This window comes from Streptomyces sp. NPDC107454, from assembly GCF_055582885.1.
In genome coordinates this window covers 1-13,352 of the sequence record NZ_JBVJPA010000023.1, presented here as the reverse complement: position 1 = coordinate 13,352, position 13,352 = coordinate 1, and the positions used below count along the sequence as shown (strand labels likewise).

General features: G+C 68.7%; 13 protein-coding genes and 4 pseudogenes. 9 read left to right on the top strand and 8 right to left on the bottom strand.

From position 1 onward, the window contains the following. Positions 1-102: 102 nt before the first annotated feature. Positions 103-696 (bottom strand): annotated as a pseudogene (locus tag ACZ69M_RS42920) (MFS transporter); the annotation flags it as partial. A gap of 151 nt (positions 697-847) precedes the next feature. Further along, a pseudogene (locus tag ACZ69M_RS42915) lies at positions 848-913 on the bottom strand (hypothetical protein); the annotation flags it as partial. A gap of 655 nt (positions 914-1,568) precedes the next feature. On the opposite strand from ACZ69M_RS42915, the gene ACZ69M_RS42910 reads away from it, so the two are divergent. Further along, positions 1,569-2,129 (top strand): P-loop nucleotide/nucleoside kinase family protein, encoded by a 561-nt coding sequence (locus tag ACZ69M_RS42910; RefSeq protein WP_470058726.1) that lies wholly within the window; start codon positions 1,569-1,571, stop codon positions 2,127-2,129. Positions 2,130-2,344: 215 nt separating this feature from the next. On the opposite strand, the gene ACZ69M_RS42905 is transcribed toward ACZ69M_RS42910, so the two are convergent. Beyond that, complete coding sequence (locus tag ACZ69M_RS42905) at positions 2,345-3,235, bottom strand: helix-turn-helix transcriptional regulator (protein ID WP_470058724.1); 891 nt, start codon at positions 3,233-3,235, stop codon at positions 2,345-2,347. 210 nt (positions 3,236-3,445) lie between these two features. Between ACZ69M_RS42905 and ACZ69M_RS42900 the strand changes: the two genes are divergently transcribed. From ACZ69M_RS42900 to ACZ69M_RS42865, 8 genes are all read left to right on the top strand, one after another. Next, positions 3,446-3,772 carry a carboxymuconolactone decarboxylase family protein gene (locus ACZ69M_RS42900; protein ID WP_470058722.1) on the top strand — a complete coding sequence of 109 codons (327 nt, stop codon included), beginning with the start codon at positions 3,446-3,448 and terminating at the stop codon, positions 3,770-3,772. 68 nt (positions 3,773-3,840) lie between these two features. After that, positions 3,841-4,245: a (R)-mandelonitrile lyase gene (locus tag ACZ69M_RS42895; protein ID WP_470058720.1), complete on the top strand. Its 405-nt coding sequence runs from the start codon at positions 3,841-3,843 to the stop codon at positions 4,243-4,245. Positions 4,246-4,310: 65 nt separating this feature from the next. Then, positions 4,311-5,327 (top strand): zinc-dependent alcohol dehydrogenase family protein, encoded by a 1,017-nt coding sequence (locus tag ACZ69M_RS42890; protein WP_470058719.1) that lies wholly within the window; start codon positions 4,311-4,313, stop codon positions 5,325-5,327. Positions 5,328-5,393: 66 nt separating this feature from the next. Beyond that, positions 5,394-6,161, top strand: coding sequence for a glucose 1-dehydrogenase (locus ACZ69M_RS42885; RefSeq protein WP_470058718.1), 768 nt, complete (start codon positions 5,394-5,396; stop codon positions 6,159-6,161). Positions 6,162-6,256: 95 nt separating this feature from the next. Further along, positions 6,257-6,631, top strand: coding sequence for a DUF2255 family protein (locus tag ACZ69M_RS42880; RefSeq protein ID WP_470058717.1), 375 nt, complete (start codon positions 6,257-6,259; stop codon positions 6,629-6,631). A 102-nt stretch (positions 6,632-6,733) separates the two neighbouring features. After that, positions 6,734-7,705 (top strand): aldo/keto reductase, encoded by a 972-nt coding sequence (locus tag ACZ69M_RS42875; RefSeq protein WP_470058715.1) that lies wholly within the window; start codon positions 6,734-6,736, stop codon positions 7,703-7,705. 478 nt (positions 7,706-8,183) lie between these two features. After that, positions 8,184-9,395, top strand: coding sequence for an acyl-CoA dehydrogenase family protein (locus ACZ69M_RS42870; protein WP_470058713.1), 1,212 nt, complete (start codon positions 8,184-8,186; stop codon positions 9,393-9,395). A gap of 541 nt (positions 9,396-9,936) precedes the next feature. Beyond that, on the top strand, positions 9,937-10,581 hold the full coding sequence (locus ACZ69M_RS42865; RefSeq protein WP_470058711.1) for a dihydrofolate reductase family protein: 645 nt from the start codon (positions 9,937-9,939) through the stop codon (positions 10,579-10,581). Positions 10,582-10,615: 34 nt separating this feature from the next. Here ACZ69M_RS42865 and ACZ69M_RS42860 read toward each other — a convergent pair. The 5 genes and pseudogenes from ACZ69M_RS42860 to ACZ69M_RS42840 form a co-directional block, all read right to left on the bottom strand. After that, positions 10,616-10,846: pseudogene (locus tag ACZ69M_RS42860) on the bottom strand (Tn3 family transposase); the annotation flags it as partial. A 28-nt stretch (positions 10,847-10,874) separates the two neighbouring features. Further along, positions 10,875-11,048: pseudogene (locus ACZ69M_RS42855) on the bottom strand (LD-carboxypeptidase); the annotation flags it as partial. A 152-nt stretch (positions 11,049-11,200) separates the two neighbouring features. Then, complete coding sequence (locus ACZ69M_RS42850; protein ID WP_470058709.1) at positions 11,201-11,641, bottom strand: VOC family protein; 441 nt, start codon at positions 11,639-11,641, stop codon at positions 11,201-11,203. A 501-nt stretch (positions 11,642-12,142) separates the two neighbouring features. Further along, on the bottom strand, positions 12,143-12,283 hold the full coding sequence (locus tag ACZ69M_RS42845) for a hypothetical protein (protein WP_470058707.1): 141 nt from the start codon (positions 12,281-12,283) through the stop codon (positions 12,143-12,145). Between the two features lie 273 nt (positions 12,284-12,556). Next, positions 12,557-13,000, bottom strand: coding sequence for a hypothetical protein (locus ACZ69M_RS42840; protein ID WP_470058705.1), 444 nt, complete (start codon positions 12,998-13,000; stop codon positions 12,557-12,559). Positions 13,001-13,352 lie beyond the last annotated feature (352 nt).

Here is a 13,352-nt window from a genome sequence, read left to right as displayed (position 1 = left end):
AAGGGGGTTTCGGGAGTGCGTCAGGACAGTTCGGATGCACCCTCTAGAATGGAATCCTCGGATTCCGGGTAACCTGCACCGCCGGGTCGAGTCGCTCCTACCCACCCCCCCCTCGACCCGGCGGTTGCTGGTCATGGTTGCCGTGACGCCGGTCATGGCGAGGAGGAGGCCGGCGGCGGTGTAGAGCGGGGTGCGTATGTCGTAGGTGGTGGCCGGCCAGCCGCCGAGGAAGGCGCCGAACGGGGCGGCGCACATGGCGAGCATGCGGGAGGTGGAGGTGACCCGGCCCATCAGGCGGGCCGGGACGATCACCTGCCGGAGGGAGGGCCCGAGCACCATCGTGGCGCCCATGCCCGCACCGCAGACGGCGAGCGCGAGCCCGGCCACGTACGGATGCGGGGCGGCGGCGAGCCCCAGGACGGCGAGTCCCTCGACCGCGGCCGTGCAGGTCATCGCGGTGCCGGTGCCGGGCCGTTGGCCGAGGAAGGAGGCGATGCCCGCGCCGAGCAGGCCGCCGGTGGCCTCCGCCGTGAGGAGCAGGCCGAAGCCGAAGGTGTCGATGCCGAGACGCTCGTACGCGAAGAGGGCGAGTACGGTCTCCACGGCGAGGAAGGCGACGTTCCCGACCGCCGGACGGAGCGCGAGTCCGAGCAGCAACCGATCCCGGAAGACGTAGGCGGCCCCGGCCCGGACCTGCGCGGCGTAGATCACGGCGTCCGCGCGTAGCGCCGCCTCGATCGTGGCCGGGGCGCGGGCATCCAGGTCGCCTGCCACCGGGGTGATGCTGGGCGTCGAGGGTGGTGGCGGCGGTGTCCGTGCGGGCCAGACCGGTGACCGTGTGCCCGCTCGTGGCCAGGGCCCGGGCGAGGGCGCCGCCGACGAACCCGGTGGCCCCGATGACGAGGACGTTCATGACGCGGCTCCTCAGGCGGGCAGGGCACTGAGCTCGCCGCCGTCGGCGAACAGGACGGCGCCGTTGACATCGTCTCTCCCGCGTCGCGCAGACCGCGCGACGAGAAGCGCTCGCCCCCGCCGAAGCCGGCTGCTGCCACACCGGCCGCTGCCCGTCCGCACCCACTGAGACCAGCCGGCCGGTCTGGACGAGGATCGGACCAGCGAGAGCCTGCGCACGGTCCGCTTGCCTGCGGGGCTGCCGCGGCACGGGCGCTTCTGCGCCGCGGACGTGTCTCTGGAGTGTGCCGCTCGCGGCGACCGCGATCAGTGTCGTGGGCAGCGAGAAGACAATCGGGGAAGTGGCGGAGGCCACGGGGATGAGCCGACGACTCCCTGGTCGACCAGTGCGCCAGGGAGAACATCGCCCCGGCACCTCCTCCGTCGCCCACCTGTGGCCTTCGACATGAGACAGAACGGCTATCGGCAGGACACAACGTCAGGGCAGGACATCGGAATTGAGATCCCACATCGATTTGGGTTCTCGAAAGTGACGCCACGTTCTCAGAGCTGACCGCATATCAGGGCCACATATGGCGATGTGCTGAGACCTGCGGTTCAGCGTAATCCGCATCACCGCATCACGGAGCGGACGTGAATCCTGCATGATCAGTCATGTGACCCGTCGCATCGTGCTCGTCACCGGGGCGCCAGGGGCCGGCAAGACCACCCTGGCGCTACCGCTGTCGGAAGAACTCCGTTTCCCCTTGCTGTCCAAGGACCACATCAAGGAGACCCTGCACGACTCGCTGGACGCACCGGCCGACCTGGCGTCCTCGCGCCGACTGGGCGCCGCAGCCATGCAGTTGATCTGGGCACTGGCCGCGCGCTGCCCGGAAGCCGTTCTGGAGGCGAACTTCCTACCGCGCCATCCCGATACCCGCCCGCACCTGGACTCCTTGGCCGCGACCGTGGTCGAGGTCTATTGCTGGTGCCCGCCAGCCGAGACCACTCGTCGTTACGCCGAGCGAGCGGCGAGAGTCCACGCAGTCCACGTCGTCCATGAGCTTCGGCCCGAGGTCTTGGCCCCATACGATCGGCCACTCGGTTACGGACCCGTCATCACCGTGGACACCACCCGCCCCACCGATCCGTCCGGCATCGCAGCCCAGGTCCGCCAGGCGTTCGACCGAAGAAATGACACGACCGTGGGACGGAATCCTCCGGCCAAGCCGTGAGACAGCCATGCGGGTGACAGCGCTCAAGAGAACCCCGCCGGCTCCTGTCCGGGCCGCCCTCGAAGGGCGTAGCCCTCCGGTTGCGCGGTCCCGCCCGTAATGCCGCAGACCGTGTCGTTGGCGCGGGCCCTTCGCAGAGCGGGCGTCGGCTTGGACCCGCGACACCAAGCAGGCCCCACCGAAGTCCCGGCCGCACCATGCTGCGGGTGGCTGATTCAGGAGGGCCGCTCGCTCTGCTGTGGCGTGGGGGCGGGTTCGTCGTGGCCGAGGGTGGCGTGCCAGGTGGCGAGGAGTCTGAGTGCGTCGTGCGAGGGTGTGCCGGGTTCGGCGCTCATCACGGTGAGGGTGAGGCCGGGGTCGTTGGGCAGGGGCAGGCCCTCGAAGGCGAGGGTGAGGTCGCCGACGGCGGGGTGGTGGAAGCGCTTAAAGCCTGTTCGGTGCAGGCGAACGTCGTGGGCGGCCCACAGGGTACGGAAGTCTTCACTCTGGGTCGAGAGCTCGCCGATCAGGTCGCTCAGGTCGCGGTTGTAGGGGTCGCGGCCGGCTTCGGTGCGCAGCAGGGCTGCGGCGGTGGCGCGCTGTTGGTCCAGTTCGGTCATGTAGGCGGCGGCGCCGGGGTTGAGGAACTGGTAGCGGGCCATGTTGACCGGGCGGGCGGGGTCCTGGAAGAGCGGCCAGTACAGGGCCTTGCCGAGGCCGTTGGTGGCGAGCACGTCGAGTCGGCCGTTGCGGATGAAGGCGGGGGCCTCGGTCATCGCGTCCATCAGCTGCTGGAGGGCCGGGCGGATCGGCTGAGGTGTGCGCCGCCGGGCCGGGCGCCGGGTGGTGCTGGCGGTCCGGGCGAGGTCGAACAGATGGGCGCGTTCGGAGTCGTCGAGCTGGAGGGCTGCGGCGAGGGAGTCCAGGACCGCTTCCGAGACGCCGGAGAGGTTGCCGCGTTCCATGCGGGCGTAGTACTCGGCGCTGACGCCGGCGAGCATCGCGACTTCCTCACGGCGCAGCCCTTTGACCCGCCGGTGGCCCGCGTCGGCCAGGCCGACCTGCTGGGGGGTGATTTTGGCGCGTCGGCTGGTGAGGAACTCGCGGACCTCGCTGCGGTTGTCCATGTTTTCGAGGCTACGACAGCCTCCTCTTATAAGGGGTGTACTGGCATTACACGTATAGGCCGTTCCTTCCCTGCGCTTTCGACCTGCGGTTTCCTCGATATCAGGCCAGCGACTGGCCTGGACCGCCCGCCAGTCCCGTGGCGGGCCCAAGCGCAGTGAGACGGACGCCCCCGTTCCGGGGTGCGGTCCGTTGCGAGGAAGGAGCCGACGATGTCGGACAGGAAGCAGCCCGAGGGGCCGCGCCAGCAGTTCGGGAACATCGCCCCGGCGCTGGCCGGATACACCGAGGACGTGCTGTTCGGACAGGAGTGGGAGAACCCCGGCCTGTCGGCACGTGACCGCAGCCTGGTGACGGTGGCCAGCCTGATCACCAGCGGAAGCACCGAGCAGCTCGCCTTCCATCTGGGAAAGGCTCGCGAGAACGGGCTGAGTGACACAGAGCTGATCGCGGTGCTCACCCACCTGGCCTTCTACGCCGGATGGCCCAAGGCGATGTCAGCGCTCACGGTGGCGCGCAGCGCCCTCACCGACTCCTGAAACACCCTGACCCGGCCACCTCCCCGTGTGCGGCCGGGCTGCGACAGAACGTATGCAAGGAGCACTTCATGGAGATCATCCAGCCGCCGGCGACGATAAAACTGCCTGCGGACATTTTCACCGGCGACGCGTGGGCGGACGTGATCTACCGCGGTGAGGATCCCTCCCGCGCACGGGCGAACATGGTGCGCTTCGCGCCCGGCGCCCGTACCGCCTGGCACTCCCACGGCCTGGGACAGACCCTCTACATCGTGGCGGGCATCGCCCTGATCCAGTCCCGAGGCGGCGACATCATCGAGGCCGGCGCCGGCGACGTCATCTTCACTCCCGCCGGCGAGGAGCACTGGCACGGCGCGGCACCGGATCGGTTCATGGCGCACATCGCCCTGTGGGAGGGCGACGACGTCGACTGGCTGGAGCATGTCAGCGACGCCGAGTACGCCGGTCCCCGATGCCCCGCCCGGAGCGCCTGACCAGCAGAGCGCCACCGCCCACCGGGGTTTCGGCCCCGCTCTCTTGCGAAACGGAAAGATTCGTCATGCGTACGACTGTCCTCCATGCCCCCCGCGACATCCGGGTCGAGGAGCGGCCCCGTCCCACTCTCCAGCAGCCGACCGACGCGGTGATCCGCACCGTCGTGACGTGTGTGTGCGGCTCCGATCTGTGGGACTACCGCGGCATCAACGACATCAGCGAGCCCACCCCCGGCGGCCACGAGTACGTCGGGATCGTCGAAGAAGTCGGTAGCGAGGTGACCGGCATCAAGTCCGGACAACTGGTCGTCGGCTCGTTCTTCGCCTCCGACAACACCTGCCCCAACTGTGAGAACGGCTACCAGACCAACTGCCTGCACCGCGAGTTCGTCGGCGGCGCCCAGGCCGAGTACCTGCGTGTCCCTCTCGCCGACGGGACCCTCGTCCCCGTTCCCGGTGACGTGAGCGACGAGCGGCTGCCGAGTCTTCTGGCCTGCTCGGACGTGATGGGCACCGGCTGGTACGCGGCCAAGGCCGCCCAGGTCAAGCCCGGTGACATCGTCGCGGTCGTCGGTGACGGCGCGGTCGGCCTGTGCGCCGTCATCGCCGCCAAGGAACTCGGAGCAGCCCGGATCATCGCCATGTCCCGGCACGAGTCCCGTCAGAAGCTGGCGGTCGAGTTCGGTGCCACCGACATCGTCGCCGAGCGCGGCGACGAGGGCGTGGCCCAGGTCAAGTCACTCACCGGTGGCATCGGAGCCGACGCCGTCCTGGAGTGCGTGGGCACTCCCGAATCCATGCGGCAGGCCCTCAACTCCACGCGCCCCGGCGGCAACGTCGGCTTCGTCGGTGTCCCCCACGGCGTCGCCCTTGACGGGGAGTCGCTGTTCTTCTCCCATGTCGCCCTGCGCGGCGGCCCCGCTCCCGTCCGGGAATTCCTGCCCGACCTGATCCAGCGCGTCCTGGACGGGCGCATCAACCCGGGCAAGGTCTTCGACCTGGAACTTCCCCTGGAACAGGCCGCCGAAGGCTACAAGGCCATGGACGAACGCCAGGCCATCAAGGCCCTCCTGCGTCCCTGACCCACCACGCTCCCGCACCTACAAGACCTGGGTCGTTTTCCGACGGCCCGGAAATCGGACACCCCCATGAACCCGCAGTACAACTTCGAGGGTCAGGTAGCCCTGGTCACCGGCGCCGCTTCCGGCATGGGACTTGCCGCCGCCCGTGCCTTCGCCGAGGCCGGAGCCGCCGTCGTGCTGGCCGACCTGAACAAGGATGCCGTCGAGCAGGCCGCCAAGGACCTCACCGACGCCGGCCACCAGGTCCTCGGCGTCGCCTGCGACGTCTCCGACGAGGCCCAGGCCGCCGCCGCGGTCGACGCTGCCGTCAACGCCTTCGGCCGCCTGGACATGGCGTTCAACAACGCCGGGATCCAGGCCCCGCCCTCGGACGCCGCCGACGAGAGCGCAGTGGAGTTCGACCGCGTCAACGCCGTCAACCTGCGCGGGGTATGGGCGACGCAGAAGCACGAACTGCGCCAGATGCGCGCCCAGGGCTCCGGTGCCATCGTCAACTGCTCCTCCCTGGGGGGTCTGGTCGGCCTGCCTGAGCGCGCCGCCTACCACGCTTCCAAGCACGGCGTCATCGGCCTGACCAAGAGCGCCGCCGTCGAGTACGCGCCCCGCGGCATCCGCATCAACGCCGTCTGCCCCGGCGTCATCGAGACCCCGATGGTGGCCGACATGCTCGAAGGCCAGGCCGAGTCCATGGCCGAGATCATGAAGCAGCAGCCCATCGGCCGTCTCGGCCATGCCGACGAGGTCGCTGCCGCCGCCGTGTGGCTGTGCAGCCCCGCTGCCAGCTTTGTCATCGGTGTCGCCCTGCCCGTCGACGGCGGCTACACCACCCACTGAGCTGGCCCCGACCGGCACTGGCCCGGGACTGCTGCCCACTGCACCGACGCGGCCGCCCCGGCTCCCGCCTGCGACTACGAGGGAAGGACACCACCATGACCGGCTTCGGCCCCGAACAGCTGCACACCTTTGCCAACTCCGACGACCTGCACGTCTCTCCCTTCCGAGGGGACGGCGTCACCCACGGCACCCCGACCTGGATCTGGTCCGTCGTCGCCGGCGGAAACCTGTACGTCCGCCCCTACAACGGACCCCGCTCCCGCTGGTATCAGGCCGCCCTCTCACAGAAGGGCGGACGCATCCGTATTGCCGACGCCACCTATGACGTGACCTTCACCCCAGCCGACGACAGGGTCCTCGACGCGGTCGACGACGCCTACCGCACCAAGTACGCGCCCAGCCCGTACCTCGAACCCATGCTCCGCAGCGGACCCCGCTCGACGACGATCCGCATCACGCCCACCACGTAGGACCGGGTCGCTCCCAAGACGATCACCCGCCGGCTCCCGCCACGCGCAACCCGCACCCCGCAACCCGCAACCCGCAACCCGCAACCCGCAAGGAGGATCACCATGCAGTACGTCCGCCTCGGCACCAGCGGGCTGAAGGTCAGCAGGCTCGCCCTGGGGTGCATGAGCTACGGCGACCCGACCACCCCCACCGCCCACCCCTGGGCGCTCACCCAGGACAGGGCCGAAGCGTTCTACCGCCAGGCAGTAGAGCTGGGCATCACCTTCTGGGACACCGCCAATGTCTACCAGGCCGGCACCAGCGAAGAGGTCACCGGCCACGCCATGCGCACCTACTCCCGGCGCGAAGACATCGTGCTCGCCACCAAGGTCCACGGCCGGATGTACGACGGCCCCGGCGGCAGCGGCCTGTCCCGCAAGGCCATACTCGAACAGGTCGACGCCTCTCTGGCTCGGCTGGGTACCGACTACATCGACCTCTACCAGATCCACCGCTTCGATGCCGACACCCCCGTCGAGGAGACGATGGAAGCACTCCACGACGTCATCAAGGCCGGCAAGGTCCGCTACATAGGCGCCTCCTCCATGTACGCCTGGCAGTTCGCCAAGCTCCAGCACGCCGCTGGCCTGGGCGGCTGGACTCGCTTCGTCTCCATGCAGAACCAGTACAACCTCCTGCGCCGCCAGGACGAACCCGAACTCATGGCCATGTGCGGCGACATGGGGGTCGGCCTCATTCCCTACTCCCCGAACGGCAAGGGCCGTCTCGCGCGCCCCGTCGGCGAGCAGAGCACCCGCTCCACCACCGACCACGTCGTGCAGTCATTCGACAGCCCCCACGACGAACCCGTCATCCGCGCCGTCCAGCAACTCGCGAGCATCCGCGGCGTCACGATGGCTCAGATCGCCCTCGCCTGGGTCCTGCGCAACCCTCTCGTCCGCGCGCCTCTCGTCGGTGCCACCAAGCCTCACCATCTCCAACAGGCGGTCGACGCCCTCGACCTCCAGCTCACCGACGACGAGGCAGCGATACTGCAAGCGCCCTACGTCAACACCGGCCCCTCCTGGTTCTGAGCCCTCCCCGCCCATCGTTCGGAAGGCCCACGTAGACACGCAGAGCCGCCCGGGTGCCAGGCATCTGTCGGATCTCCGACACCGTTCGCTCTTCCTCGACGGGTCGTTCGGCGCGGGCGTCCGCAGTGGTGCGGTGCTGGTGGTAACCGGAGCGGGAGATGCCCGGGACCCGGCAGATCCGCTGCACGCCGAAGGCGGCGCGGTTCTCGGAGATGAAGTCCCAGCGGCGGGGCTTCCTCAGCCGGACTCCCGTCGGCCTCGCGGCGCTCGGGCAGTGACTCCTGAACTCCTCCGGATACGGCGACCTGCGTCCCACCTGAGCATCCCTCCCCGGACCATCAAGATCCATTGTCAGGGTGTCCACTCCAAAGGATCAGCCTCAGCCGTCACAAGGGAGGTGACTTGCCGGTCAACTAGTTGCCGGGAATCCCCGCTCTGGACGACCTCCGCCCTGTCCGACACCAGATGGAGAACTGAGATGACCGCCACCGCCACCCCTCTCGCACCGCTGGACGACCAGCTGGCCGCCGACTTCTACCTCCACGAGGCGCTGCTCCCGTACGACGAGCGCAAGATACTGCTCAAGGCCCGCACCTTCCTGCGCGAAGAGGTCAAGCCGCTGGTGAACGAGTACTGGAGCAAGGGCGAGTTCCCCAAGGAGCTGATCGAGAAGTTCCGCGGCAGCGGACTGGCCGCCCTGTCCTACGAGGGCTACGGCGAGCACCTGCCGGCCGTCAGCCACCTGCTCGGCGGCATGCTCGCCATGGAGATGAGCCGCGTCGACGCCTCGGTCGCCACCTTCTTCGGCGTCCACACCGGGCTCGGCTTCTACTCCATCTACTACGGCGGCGACCAGGAGCAGCGCGACCGATGGCTGCCCGCCATGGCCTCGATGGAGAAGATCGGCGCGTTCGCCCTGACCGAGCCGCTCGGCGGCTCCGACGTCTCCGGCGGCATGCGCACCACCGCCAAGCGCGAGGGCGACACCTGGGTCCTCAACGGCGCCAAGAAGTGGATCGGCAACGCCACCTTCGCCGACTATGTCGTGGTGTGGGCGCGGGACGTCGACGACAACCAGGTCAAGGGCTTCGTCGTGGAGAAGGGCGCCCCCGGCTTCGAGCCGGTGAAGATCGAGGGCAAGATAGCGCTGCGGATCGTGGAGAACGCCGAGATCACCCTGACCGACGTACGCGTGGCGGAGGCGAACCGCCTCCAGAAGGTCAACTCCTTCCGGGACGTCACGGAGATCCTGCGCTTCACCCGCAGCGGAGTCGCCTGGCAAGCCCTGGGCGTCATGATCGGCGCCTACGAACTCGCCCTCGACTACGCCAAGGAGCGCCGGCAGTTCGGCCGACCGATCGCCAAGTTCCAGATCGTCCAAGACCTGTTGGTGAAGAGCCTGGGCAACATCACCGCCTCCTGGGGCATGCTGGTGCAGCTCGCCCGACTGCAGGACCAGGGCATCTTCCGCGATGAGCACTCTTCGCTGGCCAAGGCGTTCGTCACCTCCCGTATGCGGGAGGTCGTCGCCTTCAGCCGCGAGATCTTCGGTGGCAACGGCATTCTCCTCGACTACGACGTCGCCCGGTTCTTCGCCGACGCCGAAGCCCTCTACTCCTACGAGGGCACCCGCGAAATGAACACCCTTATCGTCGGCAAGTCCATCACCGGACACAGCGCCTTCGTGTAAGCCGTCCGGCAACCTCCGAGGAAGCGTGTACGGCTGGGATTTACCCTCAAATGTCACGCCCGTATCAGGAGCGACGCAAGGGTGACGGCTGCCTGGCACGACTGGGCAGTCGTAGCGCGTGGCCGGACCCCGACGCCGGCGTGTCCTACGGCACCCGTACACCGCTGCATGTCCAGCCACCCGCTGAGGAACTCGGACAAGCGAGACTCAGCGGCCCCAGCGTGAGTACCTACGTTCACCGTCTGTGGTCGCCGGGGGCGTATGGCTCCAGGATCCGCCGGCTTCGGTGACCAGGCGGGTGGCGGTCTCGTCGCGGTAGTCGAGGGCCTTCGCGGTGACGGGGGCTTGGGCCTGGAGGACGAGCTGGCGGATCGCGGAAGTCCGGCCGCGCTGCGGAGAGGGGGCGATCTCGTGTAGGTGGGTCTGGACACGCCTTGGAAAAAAGCTGCGGGCCGCTGTCGATCCGGCCACGTCCCGTTCGACGTCATGATGTGCGGCGCCTGGCCACACGATGACGCGACACGACCTGACGAGGACACACGTGGATCAACTGCTGAGAGTCATGAACTTCAACGTCTCGAGTGACGGAATCGGTGCCGGTGAGTACCAGAGTCTCGAGCGGCCGTTCGGCCACGCCCATCCCGAGAGGCTGTTCGCCTGGGCCGGAGCCACGGCGAGCTGGCCCATGCGCACGGATCCCGGGGGCAGCCGGGGCATCGACGACTTCTTCACGCGGGACTTCGCGCGCAACATCGGTGCCGAGATCATGGGCCGCAACAAGTTCGGTCCCCAGCGCGGGCCCTGGCAGGACTATGAGTGGCGCGGCTGGTGGGGCGAGGAGCCACCGTTCCACACGCCGGTGTTCGTCATGACCCACCACACGCGTCCGTCGTTCACGCTCTCCGACACCACGTTCCGCTTCGTCGACGGCGGCCCGGCCACGGTCCTCGAACGGGCGCGGGAAGCGGCGCAGGGCAAGGACGTCCGACTCGGCGGCGGGGTCACCACCATCCGGCAGTTCCTTGACGCTGACCTCGTCGACACCCTGCATGTGGCGGTCTCGCCGGTAAAGCTCGGGTCCGGACTGCGACTGTGGGAGTCCCCCGATGAACTGCTCGACCGGTTCCATCTGGAGGTCGTGCCCAGCCCGAGTGGTGTGACGCACCACCTGTTCTGGCGACGGTGACGCGAGGGCCCACTCGGAGCTGATCGTGCGCTTGGGGCACCACGAACCGCAGCCCGTCCACCGAGGCCACCAGGCCCGCGCCCCGGTGCGCGACGATCGGCACCCGGGCCTGGGCGTTGATCAGCGCGGCGTTCGCGGCGGCGATCGTGTCGGCCCGAAAGTAGTACTGGTCGACGTGCGCCAGCCGGGCCCTGGTGAGGGCCTCGCCGTTCGCGTCGATGACCAGGGTGCAGCCGATGCTGCACGCGTCGGTGGCCAGGGCGGCGCCGTGAAGTGGCCCCGCCCTCCGTGACCGGGCGTACCGCCGGTTCGAGCAGCGACAACGTTCGCTGCTGCGCGTCGAGAGCAACGCGGATCCCGACCGGCATCGGCAGATTCGGGCCGGCATGTCCGAAGTCGACGTTGCCCAGGACCGGGATGTCACGGTCGCCGAGGACATCGAGGACGATCTCGCGCAGAGTCGGAGACCTGCGTGTCCGGCTGTTGCGGCCGGCCCGCAAGGCGAGGCCAAGTGGTCCGGGTCGCAGCTGTTCAAGCCACCGCGCTTACGACCTCCTGGCTGATCGGGCGGTTCAGACCTCGATGATCTCGTTCGCCTGCATGGTTCGGTTCCTCCTTCTCAGTGCAGTTGCTCGGCCAGTCCGACGATGATGCCCTCCGGGCCGCGAAGGTAGCAGAGCAGATAGCTGTCCTCGAACCGGGCGATCTCGCCGACGAGTTCGGCGCCGTGAGGGCGCAGGCGGGCAACGGTGTCCTCGATGTCGTCGACGGCGAACATGACGCGATGCGTGCCCAGGATGTTGTGCGGCCGACTGCGCGGCCCGGCGCTGATCACCGCGGGGCTGCGGTACTTCGCCAGCTCGAGCCGGCTGTGACCGTCCGGGGTGCGGACCATCGCGATGTCACAGCGGACGCCCTCGAGTCCCGTGCACTGGTCGGCGAAGAGGCCCTCGACCTCCCCCCTGCCCTCCAACTCCATACCGAGTTCCACGAAGAACGCGATCGCGGCATCCATGTCCTCGACGACGATGCCGACGTTGTCCATCCGCTGAATCGCCATGCTGGATACTCCCTCTTCCTCTCGCGGCCGGTGGTGGCCGCTGATGTCCCTGGGACGGAGCCGGTGGCACGTTCTCGACATCCGCAGACCGCCGAACTCCAAAAAAATCTGGAACGCGCCCCAGCACCGCTACTGCAGACCCGCGAGTCAGACGCCACCACCGAGGGTGAGTGCGGCGCAGGTGGCCGCTCCCGTGAAGACGATCAGCCGCAGCCTGCCGTCCCCCCGCTTTTCTATGCTTCCTCGACGATTCGCAGCGTGCGCTTGAGCATTGCGCCTCCCCAATTGATTCATTCATTCGCCGACGTGCCGGCGCGGTACGCGGTCACCTCCCACGGCTCGGTGGTGAACCCGCAGGTACCGTCGCGGGCGATCACGGTGCCCGGGGCGTCGGCCGTGGACAGGCGCAGGGCAGTCCCGTCGTAGACGAGCCGGATCCCGTCCTCCTCAAGGTCTCGTCGCGTCGGGTCTGACGCAGGAGGTCGTACAGGTCCCGGATCTTCAGCTGAGCCATGCCCTCGTCCTCTCCATGAAGTCTTCGTCGCGTTTGGTGAAGGGGTCCAACACGAGTTCGGCGTCGATCTCGTCGTTCCAGACGCCTTCGAGCCGCAGCGAGACGGTGTCGAGGCGTTCGCAGATCACGACGCTCTCGGGTTGATGGCTCAGGTAGCAGCGACTCTCGTCAGCGAACGGCCCGCCCAGGCCGTACTTCCCGTACAGCTTGCGTCAGGCGTTCGCGGTTGTCGTCGACGAAGGCCTCCAGCCGCTGTACATAGCCCTCCTGCTGCTCGGCACTGACGCACTTGAGGACGACCGGGAGGATGTCCTCCGAACAGAGCGCAGTCGTAGCCGGTGTGGCCGGTCACGGATACGAAGATCCGCTCGGCTGCCGTTGGATGACGGGGTTCCCGCCAGTCAGACCCTGCCGTTCTTACCCATGTGGGCCGACCGGTCCGCCGCACCGGACGTCCGCAGCCGCGGGGCGCCCGCCGTCTTCGCCGAGAGTCCGGTGACGGAGGTGATGGCCCGGTCGGACCAGGCCTGGAGGCTGCCCATGACGCGGGCCGCGGCAACGGTGCGCTCGGCCGCCGGCAGCGGTAGGCCATGGTGGTTGTCGGCGGTGACCGCGAGGACGAACGCGTCCTTCGCCGGGCCGTCGAGGAACCGTACCTGGATCTCGCGACGGCCACGGCGGCCCGCGGCCAGAAGACGGTGCGTGCCGTCGATGACACGCAGGGAAGGACGGTGCACGAGGATGGGCGGCAGCGGTCCGTCGGCCTCGGCGAGCACGCGGGCGTGTGCGTGGTCCTCGCCCGACCGCCGGGGCGAGTCGGCCGGCAGCAGACTGTCGAGGGACACCGTTCCCCACGGCGAACAGTTCCGGGCCGAGTACCGATGTGAGGTCGTCGTCGGAGCTCAACACTGTGTGCACCTCCAAGGGCGGCCGGACGGAGCCGGTCGGGTCAGCCCGTCTCGGTCAGCCACTGCCGTACCGCGCCCATGACCGGCGACGGTTGGAAACGACAGCTCGTCAACAACCCGGGACTAAAGTCCCGGGCTTGCACAACGGGCGCCACTGGCTGTGGTGCTGCGTTTGCGTCCTGTCCCACGCCCGAGTGCGGGAGGTGGGTCTGGGGCAGTTGACTGCGCCCCGCGTCGCCACAACGCCCGCGCTCGCGCGCGAATGTTGCGGGAGCCGTTCCGGTCTGCA

Coding starts and splice junctions, on each gene's coding strand:
- ACZ69M_RS42850 (WP_470058709.1), bottom strand. CDS start 11,641: ATGGCGATTCAGCGGATGGACAACGTCGGCATCGTCGTCGAGGACATG.
- ACZ69M_RS42885 (WP_470058718.1), top strand. CDS start 5,394: ATGAACCCGCAGTACAACTTCGAGGGTCAGGTAGCCCTGGTCACCGGC.
- ACZ69M_RS42900 (WP_470058722.1), top strand. CDS start 3,446: ATGTCGGACAGGAAGCAGCCCGAGGGGCCGCGCCAGCAGTTCGGGAAC.
- ACZ69M_RS42895 (WP_470058720.1), top strand. CDS start 3,841: ATGGAGATCATCCAGCCGCCGGCGACGATAAAACTGCCTGCGGACATT.
- ACZ69M_RS42880 (WP_470058717.1), top strand. CDS start 6,257: ATGACCGGCTTCGGCCCCGAACAGCTGCACACCTTTGCCAACTCCGAC.
- ACZ69M_RS42905 (WP_470058724.1), bottom strand. CDS start 3,235: ATGGACAACCGCAGCGAGGTCCGCGAGTTCCTCACCAGCCGACGCGCC.
- ACZ69M_RS42870 (WP_470058713.1), top strand. CDS start 8,184: ATGACCGCCACCGCCACCCCTCTCGCACCGCTGGACGACCAGCTGGCC.
- ACZ69M_RS42890 (WP_470058719.1), top strand. CDS start 4,311: ATGCGTACGACTGTCCTCCATGCCCCCCGCGACATCCGGGTCGAGGAG.
- ACZ69M_RS42875 (WP_470058715.1), top strand. CDS start 6,734: ATGCAGTACGTCCGCCTCGGCACCAGCGGGCTGAAGGTCAGCAGGCTC.